Origin of the sequence: Serratia sp. JSRIV004 (assembly GCF_019968705.1) — a bacterium.
Taxonomy (GTDB): domain Bacteria; phylum Pseudomonadota; class Gammaproteobacteria; order Enterobacterales; family Enterobacteriaceae; genus Chania; species Chania fonticola_B.
On record NZ_CP074140.1, the window covers coordinates 4,797,741 to 4,814,055 of the forward strand.

General features: G+C 56.7%; 15 protein-coding genes. 2 read left to right on the forward strand and 13 right to left on the reverse strand.

All coding sequences use genetic code 11. The features are described from left to right. Positions 1-51 precede the first annotated feature (51 nt). From creC to sdhE, 4 genes are read right to left on the reverse strand one after another with little or no spacing between them, the layout of a single operon-like run. Positions 52-1,470 carry a two-component system sensor histidine kinase CreC gene (gene creC / locus KGP21_RS22835; protein WP_021806194.1) on the reverse strand — a complete coding sequence of 473 codons (1,419 nt, stop codon included), beginning with the start codon at positions 1,468-1,470 and terminating at the stop codon, positions 52-54. Further along, a complete protein-coding gene (gene creB, locus KGP21_RS22840; RefSeq protein WP_021806195.1) occupies positions 1,467-2,162 on the reverse strand; it encodes a two-component system response regulator CreB in 696 nt (231 codons plus the stop codon). Before creB ends, creC begins: the two co-directional genes overlap by 4 nt. Next, positions 2,162-2,584 (reverse strand): protein YgfX, encoded by a 423-nt coding sequence (locus tag KGP21_RS22845; RefSeq protein ID WP_071681918.1) that lies wholly within the window; start codon positions 2,582-2,584, stop codon positions 2,162-2,164. Before KGP21_RS22845 ends, creB begins: the two co-directional genes overlap by 1 nt. Next, positions 2,565-2,831, reverse strand: coding sequence for an FAD assembly factor SdhE (gene sdhE, locus KGP21_RS22850; protein WP_021179805.1), 267 nt, complete (start codon positions 2,829-2,831; stop codon positions 2,565-2,567). The genes KGP21_RS22845 and sdhE overlap by 20 nt, the downstream gene beginning before the upstream one ends. Positions 2,832-3,131: 300 nt before the next feature. Here sdhE and ygfZ point away from each other — a divergent pair, with 300 nt between their 5' ends. Continuing rightward, positions 3,132-4,124 carry a tRNA-modifying protein YgfZ gene (gene ygfZ / locus KGP21_RS22855; protein WP_223501552.1) on the forward strand — a complete coding sequence of 331 codons (993 nt, stop codon included), beginning with the start codon at positions 3,132-3,134 and terminating at the stop codon, positions 4,122-4,124. Between the two features lie 39 nt (positions 4,125-4,163). On the opposite strand, the gene KGP21_RS22860 is transcribed toward ygfZ, so the two are convergent. Both KGP21_RS22860 and KGP21_RS22865 read right to left on the reverse strand, forming a co-directional pair. Beyond that, complete coding sequence (locus KGP21_RS22860; protein ID WP_021806198.1) at positions 4,164-4,661, reverse strand: DUF2165 family protein; 498 nt, start codon at positions 4,659-4,661, stop codon at positions 4,164-4,166. Positions 4,662-4,892: 231 nt separating this feature from the next. Continuing rightward, the gene (locus KGP21_RS22865) at positions 4,893-5,567 is read right to left on the reverse strand and encodes a hemolysin III family protein (RefSeq protein WP_037375710.1); all 675 of its coding nucleotides are present in this window, start codon (positions 5,565-5,567) and stop codon (positions 4,893-4,895) included. A 236-nt stretch (positions 5,568-5,803) separates the two neighbouring features. On the opposite strand from KGP21_RS22865, the gene KGP21_RS22870 reads away from it, so the two are divergent. Continuing rightward, positions 5,804-6,412: an HD family hydrolase gene (locus KGP21_RS22870; RefSeq protein WP_094981477.1), complete on the forward strand. Its 609-nt coding sequence runs from the start codon at positions 5,804-5,806 to the stop codon at positions 6,410-6,412. 33 nt (positions 6,413-6,445) lie between these two features. Here the strand turns inward: KGP21_RS22870 and KGP21_RS22875 are convergent, their stop codons facing one another. The 7 genes from KGP21_RS22875 to pepP form a co-directional block, all read right to left on the reverse strand. Beyond that, complete coding sequence (locus tag KGP21_RS22875) at positions 6,446-7,192, reverse strand: SDR family oxidoreductase (protein WP_115159283.1); 747 nt, start codon at positions 7,190-7,192, stop codon at positions 6,446-6,448. Positions 7,193-7,366: 174 nt separating this feature from the next. Then, the gene (gene gcvP, locus KGP21_RS22880) at positions 7,367-10,246 is read right to left on the reverse strand and encodes an aminomethyl-transferring glycine dehydrogenase (RefSeq protein ID WP_223500294.1); all 2,880 of its coding nucleotides are present in this window, start codon (positions 10,244-10,246) and stop codon (positions 7,367-7,369) included. Between the two features lie 85 nt (positions 10,247-10,331). After that, positions 10,332-10,718: a glycine cleavage system protein GcvH gene (gene gcvH / locus KGP21_RS22885; protein ID WP_021806203.1), complete on the reverse strand. Its 387-nt coding sequence runs from the start codon at positions 10,716-10,718 to the stop codon at positions 10,332-10,334. A 29-nt stretch (positions 10,719-10,747) separates the two neighbouring features. Beyond that, positions 10,748-11,845 carry a glycine cleavage system aminomethyltransferase GcvT gene (gene gcvT, locus KGP21_RS22890; protein WP_223536346.1) on the reverse strand — a complete coding sequence of 366 codons (1,098 nt, stop codon included), beginning with the start codon at positions 11,843-11,845 and terminating at the stop codon, positions 10,748-10,750. A 510-nt stretch (positions 11,846-12,355) separates the two neighbouring features. Beyond that, the gene (ubiI, locus tag KGP21_RS22895; RefSeq protein WP_059201695.1) at positions 12,356-13,558 is read right to left on the reverse strand and encodes an FAD-dependent 2-octaprenylphenol hydroxylase; all 1,203 of its coding nucleotides are present in this window, start codon (positions 13,556-13,558) and stop codon (positions 12,356-12,358) included. Between the two features lie 228 nt (positions 13,559-13,786). Beyond that, positions 13,787-14,965: a 2-octaprenyl-6-methoxyphenyl hydroxylase gene (gene ubiH, locus KGP21_RS22900; protein WP_059201696.1), complete on the reverse strand. Its 1,179-nt coding sequence runs from the start codon at positions 14,963-14,965 to the stop codon at positions 13,787-13,789. A gap of 1 nt (position 14,966) precedes the next feature. Then, entirely contained in the window at positions 14,967-16,280 is a 1,314-nt protein-coding gene (pepP, locus tag KGP21_RS22905; protein ID WP_021806207.1) for a Xaa-Pro aminopeptidase, read from the reverse strand. Positions 16,281-16,315 lie beyond the last annotated feature (35 nt).

Genomic DNA, 16,315 nt, shown 5'->3' on the forward strand with positions numbered 1-16,315 from the left:
TCAGAATGTGGTTATGTGAAGGGAAGGTGAAGTGCGGGCAATAAGTTATATTCAGAGTGGTAAAGTGAGGATGGCCTTCGCGCCTGTGGGTTGCAGGTTTTGCAAACGGATGGTACCACGATGCAGGCGCGCCACTTCCTGCACGAAGTTCAGGCCCAGGCCGCTGCTCTTGGGTTTATCTTCCCGTGCCAGCGAATAGAAGCGTTCAAATACCTTATCCAGCGCATAGTCGGGTATGCCGCTGCCAGTATCGCAAAGGGTGAGCTGGTAATGATGCTCCAACCGCTCGCCATTGATACTGACCGAGCCACCGGCAGGGGTGAAATCCAGGGCATTATCCAACAGATTGCTCAGCGCCTGCCCCAGCAAAAAGGCATCTCCAGTCAGCGATGCTTCCGCTAACGCCCCCAATTCAATCGTGACGCCACGCTGCGCCGCCTGTGCTTCTTTACCCGCGACAATCTGCCGGACTAACGGCACCATCGCTACCGCAGCCAGTTCCAAACCGGGCCGGCTTTCTAACTGCGCCTGCACCAGCAACTTATCGACCAATTGCTGAATGCGGGCACTCTGCTGTTCGATGTTGGTCAAAAAGCGTTTCGCCGTCGCGGGAGGCGGTGATTCCTGCAAGAGTTCCGCCGCGCCACGGATCGCCGCCAGCGGGCTTTTCAACTCGTGTGTCAGGGTATGCACATATTGTTCAATATAAGCCTTGCCTTCCAACTTCATGCGCATGCTTTCCAGCGCTTGCGCCAGTTGGGTCAGCTCAACGCTGCCCATGCGTGGTAATGGCACCGCCTCGCCGTGCGCCACTCCGTCGGCATAACGCACCAGGCGGTTGATCGAACGGTTAATCCACCAGACGAAGCCCAGCCCGATCGCTAGCGCAATCCCTAGCAGCACTGCGCCCGCCAGCAAAATACGCCGCTCGCTGCGGCGGATCACCGGTGCCATGGTGCTGTTGGGTTTGCCGACACTCAACACGCCGATAATCTGCCCTTGCTCCACCACCGGTGCGGCCACGTACATCACCGAACTGCTCTCGTCATCGGCAATCGTCCGGGTGCTGCGCGCACCGTATTGACCACGTAATGTCAGATAAACATCGTTCCAGCGGGAGTAATCCTGCCCCAACGCCTGGCCTGAGGAATCGAAAATCACCTTGCCGCGCCCATCGGTAAGATAGACACGATATTCGTTCCTATCCTTGCGGATCCCGGCGATATTGGCCCCGATCGGCCGCTGATTTAGCTGGGCGATAGCCTGTGCCAACTGACCTTTTGCCGCATCCCCATGTCTCATATCCAGCCGCGCCACCTGTGCCAGCAGGTTGGCGGTATCCACCAGCGTGCCTTCGGTGGCACGCCGTACGCCAGGCTTGACCTCCTGCACGAAAATGCTCAGCACGAAATAGCCCGCCACCGCCACAATCAGGAAATAGCCCAACAGCAGGCGCAGGCCAATCCTCATGGCTGGCGGCTCACGCTATAGCCTAAGCCACGATGGGTATGGATCGGGGGTTCTGCGGCATCGATCGCCCGCAGTTTGGCACGCAGCGTTTTGATATGGGTATCGACGGTACGATCCAGGCTCTCTTCCGCCTGGGCCCAAACGATGTCCATCAACTGCTGGCGGGAGAACACCCGGCCAGGCGCTTGTAACAGGGTTTTCAGCAACAAGAATTCATAGCGGGTCAGCGGCAGCGGCTGTTGGTGGTAGCAGATCGTGGCTCCCTCTTCATCCAGGCTAAAGGCACCAAAATGATAAAGGGCAGGCTGTTGCAAGCGCTGCTGCTTGTGTAAACGCCGCAGGATCGTGCGCACGCGGGCGCTGACCTCACGTGGGGAGAAGGGTTTGGCTACATAGTCATCGGCACCGATTTCCAGCCCGATCAGGCGATCGAGTTCACCGCTGCGCGCGGTAAGAAACAGGACCGGTAAATCCGCCGCCTGCGCCAGCAGCCGACGGCAAAGCTCAAAACCGTTGATATCGGGCAGGCCGACGTCGAGGATCACCAACGCCGGTAAGCCCTGTTGCAGAGCCTGCAAAGCAGGCTCGCCACGTTCAAACCAACGCACCTGAAAGCCTTCGCTCTCCAGGGTATAAATCAGCGTATCCGCAATGCTGGGCTCGTCTTCTACCAGCCAAAGCAGCGGTTTCATTATACGTCCTCATCGGTAGCGGATTGTTCAAACAACAACCGTTGACGCAGTTGGCGCCAATCCGCTTTGCTCATGGAATCCGAAGCCAACCACAGCCGATGGCGTTTCTTGCCGTCGATCTGCTGAAGCGACAGCAAAATACCGAACCCAGGCATCCAGGGCTTGTTCACCATCAGCCATTCTCGGCCATGCCACTCAATCCGGCGTTCAGCCAGCAACCGCAGTTCTCCCTGCCTGGATGCAATGCGCTTTTGGCTGCGAATGCACTCAAACACCACCAACGTCAACAGCACCAACCAGATCGGGCCATAGCCTTCCGGCCACGGGGCGATCAGGATCAGTAAAATCAGCAGGCCGTGAGTCAGCAACGAGACTAACTGGGTACGCCAGGAAACGCGGACATCACATCGCCACAGGGCCACGGGCTTTATTTCGCATTTGGATCAGGGACACCATTCTCTGCAGATCTTGATCCTGCGGAGCGCCATGATTCATCAGCCAGTTGAACAAATCGGGGTCGTCACATTCGAGCAAGCGGATGAATACGGCCTTGTCTGCATCACTCAGCGTATCGTATTCATGTTCGAAAAACGGCATGATCGAGATATCCAACTCGCGCATGCCGCGGCGGCAGGCCCAGTGAATACGTGCTTTATTATTAATATCCATGTTGTTATGACTAACCTCTTTTCGGCATGGCTTGCCATGCTCTTGGGCAACCGACACTTGGTATGGCAACGCGCGCGCAATTTAATTCCGTCAGCCAACGATTTGGGTGCAATTGGGTTTCGTTGGCCGTAAGCGCCTAGAGTAACAATTTGACATACTCGCCGGGAAGGGCGTTCACCCAACAAAACGTAAAATGTCAAAAAAAGCGCTGCCTGGTAATAACTGTTTGCAAAGCCAGCCACCTCTTTTACCATGGTAGCAACCCCAACAGGTATGCTAAACATGCAGCAGGAACCGATTATGGCGTTCAATATTCCTTTTCCACCCCGTCAACCTTCCGCCTCTTCCCATCTGCCACTGACGCTGATCTCACTGGAAGATTGGGCCATGGTGCAGTTGAGCGGGCCAGACACGGTAAAATATCTTCAGGGCCAGGTAACGGCCGATATCGACAAACTGGCGGCCGATCAACACGTGCTGTGCGGCCATTGCGATGCCAAAGGCAAAATGTGGAGCAACCTGCGTTTATTCCACCGCGGTGAAGGCTTTGCCTATCTTGAGCGTCGCAGCGTGCTGGAAAGCCAACTGGCGGAAATAAAGAAATACGCGGTATTCTCCAAAATCACCATCGCGGCAGACAGCAATGCGGTGCTGCTGGGCCTCGCTGGCCTTGAGGCGCGGGCCGCATTGGCGAAGGTGTTTAGCACCCTGCCAGATGCAGAACACCAAGTGGTGCAAGATGGCGATACCACCTTGCTGCACTTTGCGCTGCCAGCAGAACGTTTTGTGCTGATTACCACGGCAGAAACCGCCGCTCTGCTAGCTTCAAAGCTGGAAGGTCAGGCTGAGCTGAACAACAGCCGCCAATGGCTGGCACTGGATATTGAGGCCGGTTATCCGGTGATTGATGCAGCAAACAGTGCGCAGTTGATCCCTCAGGCGACCAATCTTCAGGCGCTGGACGGGATCAGCTTCAGCAAAGGCTGCTACACCGGGCAGGAAATGGTGGCTCGCGCCAAGTTCCGGGGAGCCAACAAGCGCGCCCTGTACTGGCTGGAAGGTAAAGGTAGCCAGGTTCCACAAGCAGGTGACGATCTGGAGTTGAAGCTGGGTGACAACTGGCGCCGCACCGGCACCGTGCTGGCGGCAATCTCGCTGGCTGACGGAACGCTGTGGGTGCAGGTGGTGATGAATAACGATCTGGAAGCGGACAGCGTGCTGCGCGTACGCGATGACGCCAGCAGCCAGCTCGCCATCAAGCCTCTGCCTTACTCACTGGCGGAAGAAAAGTAAGTGGTTTGGCCGCAGGCATCACGCCTGCGGCCAGACGAGTTATTCGTCCAATTCCCCATCACGCGGCACCAGATAAATCAGCACCAGCAAAATAGTGACAAAGAAGCGGAAGGCATCGGGCACACCGTTCCACTGTTTTGACATCCACATGCCAAACCACTCGCCACCAACCGACATAAAGGCCACCTGCCAGGTGAGGAAGCCTAACGTCAACCCAGCAATGGCAAAGGTCTTGGCCCGGTTAAAGCTGGCCGCAGGCAGTTTCAGGCCGCGCAGCAGACGGATCCCCCCAATCCAGCACAAAATCGCGGTGAGGGTTTCCAACGCAATAATGCCGATATACCCCACCTGATGCAGCCATGGCGACTGGATGGAGCGATAGGTGATAGTGGCATCAGGGAAGATCGTATCCATCATAAAAACATGGCGTACGAAGGCAAAGTTGGTGTCGTAATCGGTGATATTGCCAAAGGCTACCAGTGAGGCAAATAGCGCGATAGCACAAACCAGCAGGGCTTTGGATAAACGAACGATCATATTGAAGAGTCCTGGGTAATGATTAAAGGCACCGGAAGGTGCAAATACCCCATAGATCTCAAGATGCAGGTCAGCCAGCAGCAAGCGCAGCCAACCCCCTGCGACTTGAAAGCGAGGGGTTTGGCGGGCTCAGAAATAAAGCTAAGGCTTGCTGGATACCCGAAAGAAACAAGCGCTTCTTTTTAACCCAAAAGAAACGCTTTGGCAATATATCGACAACAGATGAGCGGGTTATACGTAAAGGTAGATCGCCATGAAGTGGCACACACTGCCGCCGAGCACAAAACCGTGCCAGATCGCATGGCCAAAACGGAAGCGTTTCGAGGCATAGAAAATCACCCCTAGCGTGTACACCACGCCCCCTACCGCCAGCAAAGTTACCCCTCCGACTTCCAGGCGCATTGCCAACTGGTAGATCACGATCAATGATAGCCAGCCCATGGTCAGATAGGTCACCAGCGACAACACCTCGAAACGGTGCGCAAATGCCAGTTTGAAAATCACGCCGAACAGCGCCAGCCCCCAGATCACCACCATCAGCCCCCGCGCCAACGGTGAGTCCAGCCCCACCAGCAGGAACGGCGTATAGGTTCCGGCGATCAGCAGGTAGATGGCACAGTGGTCAAATTTTTTCAGCCAGTGCTTGGCTCTCTGATGTGGAATAGCATGGTACAGCGTGGAAGCCAGGAACAGCAGGATCATACTGCCGCCATACAGGCTATAGCTGGTGATGGCCGTTACCCCAGCGCCGTCGTTTACCGCCTGAACCAACAGCAGCACCAGGCCGACAATCCCAAACACCAAGCCGATACCGTGGCTGATGCTGTTGGCAATTTCCTCTGCCCATGGATAAGCCGTGGCGGGCAACTGGTCTGCCCCGACTTTCACTTCGTCCTTTTTCCCCATAAAGCGCAACCCCTCAAAACAACGCATATTGTGCGAATTAACTGCAAATGAGATTAACTGAGAACGATTCCAGTGTACACGTGTACGCTAAAATAAAACTGTGAGCGCTTGTAACACCACGCTAACATCGAAATCCTCAGCCTGCTGGGCTACAATCGATATGCTTTGCACCCTATGGATTTCAGTTACGGCTGGAAGACGGCGGGTATCCCATCATTCACCTCGAGGTTCGTACCATGTCATCCGCTGTACCCGCGTTAGACTTTGGCTCCATGACTCAAACCATCCAGTTTCTGATGGAAATCGACAAACTTAAAAGCGTGCAACGCCGTACCAAGGTGATGGGTACCCAGCGTCAGGAAAACTCGGCCGAGCACAGTTGGCACTTTGCCATTGCGGCCTTGAGTCTGGCCCCTTATGCCAGCGATGAGGTGGATATTCAGCGCGTGATCCAGATGGCCCTGCTACACGATATCGTCGAGATCGATGCCGGTGACGTCATGGTTTACGATCTGGCAGCACGAGCGGCGATCCACGACCAGGAAGTGGCGGCGGCAAAACGGTTATTCGGGATATTGCCGGAACCACAACGTGGGGTTTTCACCGCGCTGTGGCAGGAGTATGAAGCAGGCGAAAGCGCCGATGCCCGCTTCGCGTTGGTGCTGGATCGCTGCATGCCAATGCTGATGAACCTGCACAACGGCGGTCAGAGCTGGGTAGAGAATGATATCAGCCTGCAACAGGTATTGGACCGTAATACGATGATTGCCGATATCCATCCCGAGCTGTGGCAACATTTGGAGCAGCATTTGCAGGATGCACAGCGTAAAGGCTGGCTGAAGTAATCGATGAGGGGCGCCGATGGCGCCCTTGCTGATTCAACGCCCGCCAGCGGCTTCGATAAAAGTGCCAGTGACGTAGGACGCCGCATCGGAAAGCAGCCAGACAACAGCTTGCGCCACTTCCTCTGGCTGACCACCCCGTTGCATTGGCAACGCTGACTTCACCCGATCTACCCGCCCCGGCTCTCCTCCGCTGGCATGCATCTCGGTGTAAATACAACCTGGCCTTACGCAGTTGACGCGTATCCCCTGTGCCGCCACTTCCAACGCCAGACCGGTAGTTAACGTATCCACCGCCCCTTTTGAAGCCGCATAGTCGATATATTCCCACGGAGCCCCCAGACGCGACGCAGCGGAAGACACGTTGACGATCGCTCCTCCCTGCCCACCATGGCGTAACGCCATACGTTTTACCGCTTCGCGGCAGCAGAGAAAATACCCGGTGACGTTGGTCGTCAGCACCTTATTGATCCGCTCGGCGGTGAGTTGCTCAATGCTCGCCTGTTGGAACAGAATACCTGCGTTATTGACCAGTGCATCAATTGGCCCCAACGTGGCTTCCAGTTCGGCAAACATCGCCACCACCTCAGTTTCCTCGGCGATATCTGCTTGCAGAGCCATCGCCTTGCCACCCTGTTGGCGGATCTGCGCCACCACTAACTCAGCAGCAGCACTATCACGCAGATAATTGACGCCCACCGCATAGCCCTGCTGGGCCAATAATAATGCCGTCGCGCGGCCTATGCCCCGGCTGGCACCGGTCACTAACACTACTTTTGTCATTATTGTTCCTTGCTATTGAGATCAGAAACGATAGCGGGTATTTACGCAAGCAAGTCAGGCAACTTGCTGCTCGACGGTAGATTAATCAGTGAAGCGCAATTGCTGCGGTGCTGCAATAAAAAAGGGACACGGCTTCATGCCGTGTCCCTCGAGCATCATTTTGGCAAGATAGTGTTATTCGTAGTCGCTCATCGGTACGCAAGAGCAGAACAGATTACGATCGCCGTAGACATCATCCAGGCGCTTCACGCTCGGCCAGTATTTATTCTCACGCACGCCAGCTATCGGGAATACCGCCAGCTCGCGGCTGTAAGCATGCTGCCAGTCGTTAACCAGTTCCGCCTGCACGTGCGGTGCGTTAACCAATGGGTTGTCTTCCAGTGGCCATTCGCCTTGCTGCACGCGGTCAATCTCGCTGCGGATAGCCAGCATCGCATCGATAAAGCGATCCAGTTCCACTTTGTTTTCCGACTCGGTCGGTTCAACCATCAGCGTGCCTGCCACCGGGAACGACATGGTCGGCGCATGGAAACCGTAGTCGATCAGACGCTTGGCGATATCCATTTCGCTAATACCCGTCTCTTCTTTCAGCGGGCGAATATCCAGAATACATTCGTGCGCCACGCGGTGATCGCGGCCGGTATACAGCACCGGATAAGCGTCTTTCAGGCGGGTTGCGATGTAGTTGGCATTCAGGATTGCCACCTGGCTGGCCTGCTTCAGCCCTTCCGCACCCATCATGCGGATATACATCCAGCTTATCGGCAAGATAGAGGCGCTGCCGAACGGTGCAGCAGAAACCGCGCCCTGCTGGGTGGTCACGCCATCAATCTGCACTACGCTGTGGCCTGGAACAAACGGCGCCAGGTGAGACTTCACGCCGATAGGTCCCATGCCTGGACCGCCACCGCCGTGAGGGATACAGAAGGTTTTATGCAGGTTGAGGTGCGATACGTCCGCACCGATATAGCCCGGCGTGGTGATCCCCACCTGCGCGTTCATGTTGGCACCGTCCAGGTAAACCTGGCCGCCAAACTGATGCACAATCTGGCACACTTCGCGGATGGTTTCTTCATACACGCCATGGGTTGACGGGTAGGTCACCATGATGCAGGACAGGGCTTCCCCGGCCTGCTCGGCTTTCACCCGCAGATCGTGAAGATCGATGTTGCCGTTCTTGTCACAGGCCACAACCACCACGCCCATGCCCGCCATCTGGGCAGAAGCCGGGTTGGTACCGTGTGCCGAGCTTGGGATCAGGCAGATATTACGCCCAGCCTCGTTGCGGCTTTCATGGTAACGGCGGATCGCCAGCAAACCGGCATACTCACCCTGAGCGCCCGAGTTGGGCTGCATGCACACCGCATCGTAACCGGTCAGTTGCACCAACCATTGGGAAAGCTGCCCAATCATCACTTGATAACCTGCTGCCTGCTCTGGTGGGCAGAACGGGTGCAGTTCAGAGAATTCAGGCCAGGTGATCGGGATCATCTCCGCAGCGGCGTTCAACTTCATGGTGCAGGAGCCCAGCGGGATCATTGCCTGGTTCAACGCCAGATCTTTACGCTCCAGACGGTGCATATAACGCATCATCTCGGTTTCGCTGTGATAGCGATTAAACACCGGATGCGTGAGGATCGGATCTTTACGCAGCATGGCCGCAGGGATCGACTGGCTGTTTTTGCTCACGGCAGCATCCAGCGCATCGATATCCAAACCGTGGTTATCGCCGAGCAACAGGGCAAACAGCGTCTGCACATCTTCACGGGAAGTGGCTTCATCCAGCGTGATGCCGACTGCCCCGTGGATATCGGTACGCAGGTTGATGCCGAAGCCCAGCGCGCGTTCCAACACCGCCGCCTTGTCTTTCACTTCTACGGTCAACGTGTCGAACCAGGTTTTATGGCGCAGTGTCAGACCCGCTTGTTGCAAGCCAGCGGCCAGGATATCGGTCAGGCGATGGATACGCCCGGCGATACGTTGCAGGCCTTGTGGCCCATGGTACACCGCATACAGGCTGGCGATATTGGCCAGCAGCACCTGCGAGGTACAGATATTCGAGTTGGCCTTTTCGCGGCGGATATGTTGCTCACGGGTTTGCATCGCCATGCGCAGCGCAGTATTGCCGGCAGCATCGCGTGATACCCCGATAATACGGCCTGGCATCGAGCGTTTGAATTCGTCACGGCAGGCAAAGAACGCCGCGTGTGGGCCACCGTAGCCCATTGGTACGCCGAAGCGTTGCGCAGAACCGAATACCACGTCGGCACCTTGCTTGCCCGGTGCTGCCAGCAGCACCAGCGCCATGATATCGGCAGCCATGCTGGTGATGATTTTGCGCGTTTTCAGCTCTGCCAACAGGGCGCTGTAATCGTGCAGCTCACCGGTGGTGCCAACCTGTTGCAGCAGTACGCCAAACACGCCTTGCAGCTCCAACACCTTCGCCGGTTTATCAACGATCACGTCAAAACCAAAGGTTTCGGCACGGGTACGTACCACGTCCAGCGTTTGTGGGTGCACATCGTCAGCCACAAAGAAGCGGTTGGCGTCTTTCAGTTTGCTGGCACGTTTGGCCAACGCCATCGCTTCTGCGGCAGCGGTAGCTTCATCCAGCAAGGAGGCAGAGGCCAGATCAAGCCCGGTCAGATCGAGGGTCAGCGTCTGGAAGTTGAGCAGCGCCTCAAGGCGGCCTTGCGACACTTCCGGCTGATAAGGGGTATAAGCGGTATACCAGCCTGGGTTTTCCAGCATGTTGCGCAGGATCACCGGCGGCGTCAGCACCGCGCTGTAGCCCATACCGATATAGGATTTGTAGCGCTGATTCTGTGAGGCAATCGCCTTCAGTTCGGCCAACGCCTGATGTTCCGTGGCCGCATCGCCTACCGGCGGAGGCCCTGGCAGTTGGATATCGGCTGGCACAATCTGTTGGATCAGCGCGCTGAGTGAGCGAGCGCCCACGGCTTCCAGCATCTGCTGCTGTTGCTCTGCGGAAGAGCCGATGTGGCGCTCGATGAACGCTTCGCTGTGTTCAAGTTGGCTGAGTGTCTGAGTCATTGCTACAAATTCCTGAATGCTTGCGGGGTACGGGATATAGCCTGAACTGCAAAACGCCCCACAGGGTGGTGGGGCGTGATAGTGATTATTCGTCGATGGAGGCCTGGTAAGCACCCGCATCTAGCAGCTTGTCTAGCTCTGCCGCATCGGACGCCTTGATGCGGAACAGCCAACCTTCGCCGTATGGCTCGCTGTTGACCAGCTCCGGGGAGCTTTCTAGTTCGCCGTTAACCGCGATGATCTCACCGCTGATGGGCGCATAAATATCGGAAGCGGCCTTGACCGACTCCGCAACGGCACAGTCATCACCCGCGGAAACCGTGGTGCCGACTTCCGGCAGATCGACAAACACCATATCGCCCAGCAGTTCCTGCGCGTGTTCGGTGATACCAACAACGTATTCGCCGTTGCCTGCGTCACGCACCCACTCATGGGAGGTGGCGTATTTCAATTCTGTTGGCACATTGCTCATTGGCCTGCTACTCCTTCGAAGAATAAAAACTAATTGATCAGTGACTTACCGGCACGTACAAAACCTGGCTTACAGACTTTCACTGGCATTTCACGGTTACGGATCTGTACGATAGCCTGCTCACCGATACCGGCCGGAACCCTTGCCAACGCAATGCTGAAGCCCAAGGTTGGTGAGAAAGAACCGCTGGTGATCACCCCAACCTGGGATTGACCGTTCGCATCGGTGAAATGCACCGGCAGCTCATTACGTAATACGCCTTTTTCCGTCATGATCAAGCCGACCAGTTGTTCGGTGCCTTTTTCACGCTGCTGTTCCAACGCTTCACGGCCGATAAACTGACGATCCTGCGGTTCCCAGGCAACGGTCCAGCCCATATTGGCGGCTAACGGTGAAACGCCTTCGTCCATTTCCTGGCCGTAGAGGTTCATACCGGCTTCCAGGCGCAGAGTATCGCGGGCGCCCAGGCCGGCAGGTTTCACCCCGGCTGCCAGCAGTTTCTGCCAGAAATCCACCACCTGCTCTTTCGGCAGGGCAATTTCATAGCCCGCTTCGCCGGTATAGCCGGTGGTAGCAATAAACAGATCCCCCGCCTGCACGCCGAAGAACGGCTTCATGCCTTCCACAGCCTGCTTCTGTTCTGGGGTAAACAAGGTGGCGGCGCGCTCTTTGGCTTGTGGGCCTTGCACCGCAACCAGCGCCAGATCGTCACGCACCGTCAGCTCAACGTTGAACGGAGCCGCATGCTGTTCGATCCAGGCCAGATCCTTTTCGCGGGTGGCGGAGTTCACCACCAGGCGGAAATAGTCTTCGGTAAAGAAATAGACGATCAGATCGTCGATCACGCCGCCGGACGCATTCAGCATGCCGGTATACAGCGCTTTACCCGATTGAGTGAGTTTGGCGACATCGTTCGCCAGCAGGTAACGCAGGAATTCACGGGTACGAGCACCGTGCAGATCCACGATGGTCATATGGGAGACATCGAACATGCCGGCATCCTGACGCACGGCGTGGTGTTCATCAATCTGGGAGCCATAGTGCAGCGGCATCATCCAGCCATGAAAATCAACCATGCGCGCACCGCACGCCACGTGCTGGTCGTACAGTGGGGTTTGCTTTGCCATCTTTTCCCTCTTTCCACTCAAGTAGCCGAAGACAGGGTGTTATTACGCAATAAGGCGGGTGTAGCTCGCGGGCCTGATTGCGCGAAACACGCTGGCTGCTCAACACAAATTGCCTCGCCAATGGTCAACGACGCAAACGATACCTTTGCCCTGACGTTAACACCGAACGCCCCTATTAACCATAAGTTAAAATAGGCTCGACCGGATTCAGGGTCGGTAAAATGCCGCGTTAGTTTGCAGAGTTTTTCACTGGAAAAATGCGCTTTGAGGCACAAAATTAACAATTAAAGCGGCAAAAATCCGAAGTTATATAACAAACAGAGGCTGGGATAGAGAATTTCGGTTTTTGATAACCGGCCATGGAATTAGAAAAAGTAATGATAAATTCTGCCTGAAATTAGAATTTCTCAAACGAAGAGAGGTATAAGAGAAATCGATGACGGGTAAACATGCAGATTAGCGGGCGCAGTATGCCGCGCCCCATAGTGAGGTTTGTCAGCCCCAAGCTGACTAGGCGAGCCAGTCCGGCAGATCGTTAAGCCCCATGGCCTGACGCACCAGCTTCGGCTTCACGCCCGGCAGGCTGTCGGCCAGCCTTAAGCCCACGTCACGCAGCAGTTTTTTCGCCGGGTTATGGCCTGCAAACAGTTCGCGGAACCCTTGCATACTCGCCAGCATCACTGCGGCACCGTGCTTGCGGCGGCGCTCATAACGGCGCAGATACAGGTGTTGACCGATATCCTTGCCCTGACGTTGCAAGCGTTTCAGCTCGGATATCAGCTCGGCGGCGTCCATAAAGCCCAGGTTTACGCCCTGCCCAGCCAGCGGATGCACGGTATGTGCCGCATCCCCCACCAGCGCCAGACGATGGGCGGCAAAGCTGCGAGCGTATCGCCCGGTAAGCGGGAAGGTCAGCCGCTCGCTTTCAAGCTGGCAGTTGCCCAAACGCATATCGAAGGTCATCGCCAGTTCGCGGTTAAAGGCTTCAGGTTCCAGCTGTTGCAGCCGTTCAGCTTCTTCTGGCGCAACCGACCAGACGATCGAACTCAAATGTGGATCGCTAAACGGCAGGAAGGCCAGGATCCCTTCGCCATGAAATACCTGACGCGCCGTAGCCAGATGGGGCTCTTCGGTGCGAATGGTGGCCACCAGCGCGCTGTGGCGGTAGTCCCAGAAGGTCAGCGGGATATCGGCGTGTTGGCGCAGCCAGGAGTTGGCTCCATCGGCACCGATCACCAACCGGGCGGTTAACATGCGGCCATCTTCCAACGTGACGAAGGCGTCGTTTTCCCCCCATGCCACCTGTTTCAGCGCGGCCGGAGCGAGCAGCGTTACGTCGGCCAAGGTGGCCGCCTTATGCCACAGAGCCTGCTGGATCACCTCGTTTTCAATGATATGGCCGAGGTGGCTGAAACCACATTCGTCGCCGCGAAACGCGATCTTGCCGAAGCTGTCACGATCCCAGACTTCCATCGCGTTATACGGGCTGGCGCGCAGGTTGCGGATCTCATCCCACACGCCAATGCTTTGCAGCAAGCGCTCGCTGGCGGCGTTAATGGCAGATACACGCAACGCGGGTTGCTCTGGCAGCGGCGATAATTCCGGCTGCCGTTGTTCCAGCACCGCTACGCGCAGGCCGCTGCCCTGCAAACCGCAGGCCAGTGCCAATCCCACCATACCGCCACCGGCGATAATCACATCAAATGATTGCATGCTGCTTGAGTTCCTTAAATTTGCCCCTCACCCCAACCCTCTCCCACAGGGAGAGGGAGCTGATTTGGTGACTTTTATCAAAATATTGCCCCACATCAGCAAGGCAGGTAGGGCAAAAATTAGTGTTCATCCCAACTTCGGCCCAACCCTCTCCCAAAGGAGGGGGAGTTGGTACGGTGACAACAGTCAACATTCTGGCCGACTTCAGCAACATAGCTAAGGGAAAAATTAGCGTTCAACCCAACCTAACGTGCGTTTGGCAAAGGCATCGCGCATGGCCGGTAACTGCTCCATTGCCATCAGCCCCAGATTACGCCCGGCAACCAGCGGTGCGTAGCTATTGGCAAACAGGCGTATCAAACCGTCGGTGACGCCGATGGTCGCCTGCTGATCCTGTTGCCGACGTTGCTGATACTGGCTCAATAGCGCATAGGCCCCCAGATCGGTGCCAGCCTGCGCGGCTTCTGCCAGGGTTTCCGCCAGCGACATCACATCTCGCAAACCCAGGTTGAACCCTTGCCCAGCGATTGGATGCAGCGTTTGCGCCGCGTTGCCAACCAGCGCCAAGCGGTGGCTCACGTGCTGATTTGCCCTTAGCAGGCTAAGAGGGTAGCTGTGGCGCTTGCCCGCCTTCAGCATCTTACCCAGCCGCCAGCCGAAGGCCTGTTGCAGCTCACTGAGAAAACGCTCATCACTCCAGCTATCGACCTGCTGACGAGTTTCCCGTGCGTGACACCACACCAGCGAGCTACGCCCGCCAGACATCGGCAACAGCGCCAACGGCCCGTAGCGGGTGAAACGTTCAAACGCCCGCCCTTGCGGAGCCTCGGCCGTTGAAACGTTGGCAATGGTGGCAAACTGCGGGTAATCACTCTGCTGCCACTGGATATTGCAGGCCTGCGCCAGCGCCGAACGTGAACCGTCTGCCGCCACCAGCAACTGGCCCGTCAGGCGCTGCCCATTATCCAACTGCACTTCAGCACGATCGGCGGTGCGCAGCACATCGACCACTTTGGCCGGGCAATGCAGAGTGACCCCAGGGGCTTTCGCCAGCAACGCAAACAACCGCTGCCCGGCATCGTGCAGTTCAATCACCTGCCCCAATGCCTCCACCTGATAGTCCCGCGCGTGCAGGTTCACAAAACCGGCATGCCCGCGATCGCTAACGTGGACGTGAGTGATTGCCGTGGCACAGTCCCGCAAGGCAGCCCAAACGCCGATACGCGCCAGCTGTTGGCAGGTTCCCTGCGCCAGAGCGATAGCCCGTGCATCAAAGCCAGGATGCGCGCGATCGTCCGGCCGAGTAGCCTCCACCAGCTCGACGGCCACCTTGCCCTGAGTCAGTGATGAAATCGCCAGTGCCAACGTAGCGCCAGCCATCCCACCGCCCACAATGATTACGCTCATGTTATCTGGCCGCCGCCATCAAAGCCTCAATTGCGTCGGCATCCTTCACCACGCTGGCGGTCAAGTTCTCATTGCCGTCTTGGGTGATCAGGATGTCATCTTCAATGCGGATACCGATACCGCGATACTCCTGCGGCACATCGGCATCCGGTGCGATATACAGGCCAGGTTCTACCGTCAACACCATACCTGGCTCCAGCACGCGATCGCGGCTCGCTGAGCCATAGTGGCCCACGTCATGCACATCCAGCCCCAACCAATGGCTCAGGCCGTGCATAAAGAACTGGCGGTGTGCCTGCTCGGCAAACAGCTGTTCCACATCGCCCTTCATCACGCCCAGCTCAACCAACCCGGCGATCATGATGCGAACGACCTGATCGTTCACTTCGCGAATGCTGATACCCGGTTTAAACATTTCCAGCGCCTTGTTGATCGACGCCAGCACGATGTCATATACCTCACGCTGCGGCTTGCTGAACTTGCCGTTAACCGGGAAGGTGCGGGTAATATCGCCGGCATAACCACGATATTCACAACCGGCATCAATCAGCACCAAATCGCCGTCACGCATTTCACACTCGTTTTCGGTGTAATGCAGGATGCAGCCATTCTCTCCGCTGCCGACGATGGTGTTGTAAGACGGGAAGCGGGCACCCAAGCGGTTAAATTCGTGCAGGATCTCCCCTTCGAGCTGATATTCGAACATACCCGGGCGGCACTTTTCCATCGCACGGGTATGCGCCATGGCGCTGATCTCACCGGCGCGGCGCATAACAGCAACTTCTTCTGCCGATTTGAACAGGCGCATGTCATGCAGCCAAGGACGGTAATCCGTCAGGGTTGCAGGGGCTTCCAGGTTCTGACGGAAGCCTTTACGCAGTTTATCCAGCGCGCCAAACAGAATTTCATCGGCATAGGCATATTGCCCCTGGGCGTGATACACCACGTCCAGGCCGTTGAGCAGCAGGTGCAGTTGATCGTTGATTTCGTCGAAGGCCAGCGCGCGGTCTACCCCCAACTTGGCCGGAGCCGCGTCTTGGCCCAAACGGCGGCCAAACCAGATTTCTGCCGTCAGATCGCGTACGCGGTTGAACAGCACGCTGTGGTTATGAGTTTCATCACTCTTCACCAGGATCAACACCGCTTCCGGCTCGTTGAAACCGGTCAGATACCAGAAATCACTGTTCTGACGATAAGGATATTCAGAGTCTGCACTACGCGTCGCTTCCGGTGCGGCGAATATCACTGCCGCGCTGGCCGGAGCCATCTGTGCCAACAAAGCCTGACGGCGTTTATGGAATTCCTGCTGGGTCATCACATCTCCTGAAATCGGTTTATGCCACCTGCTGA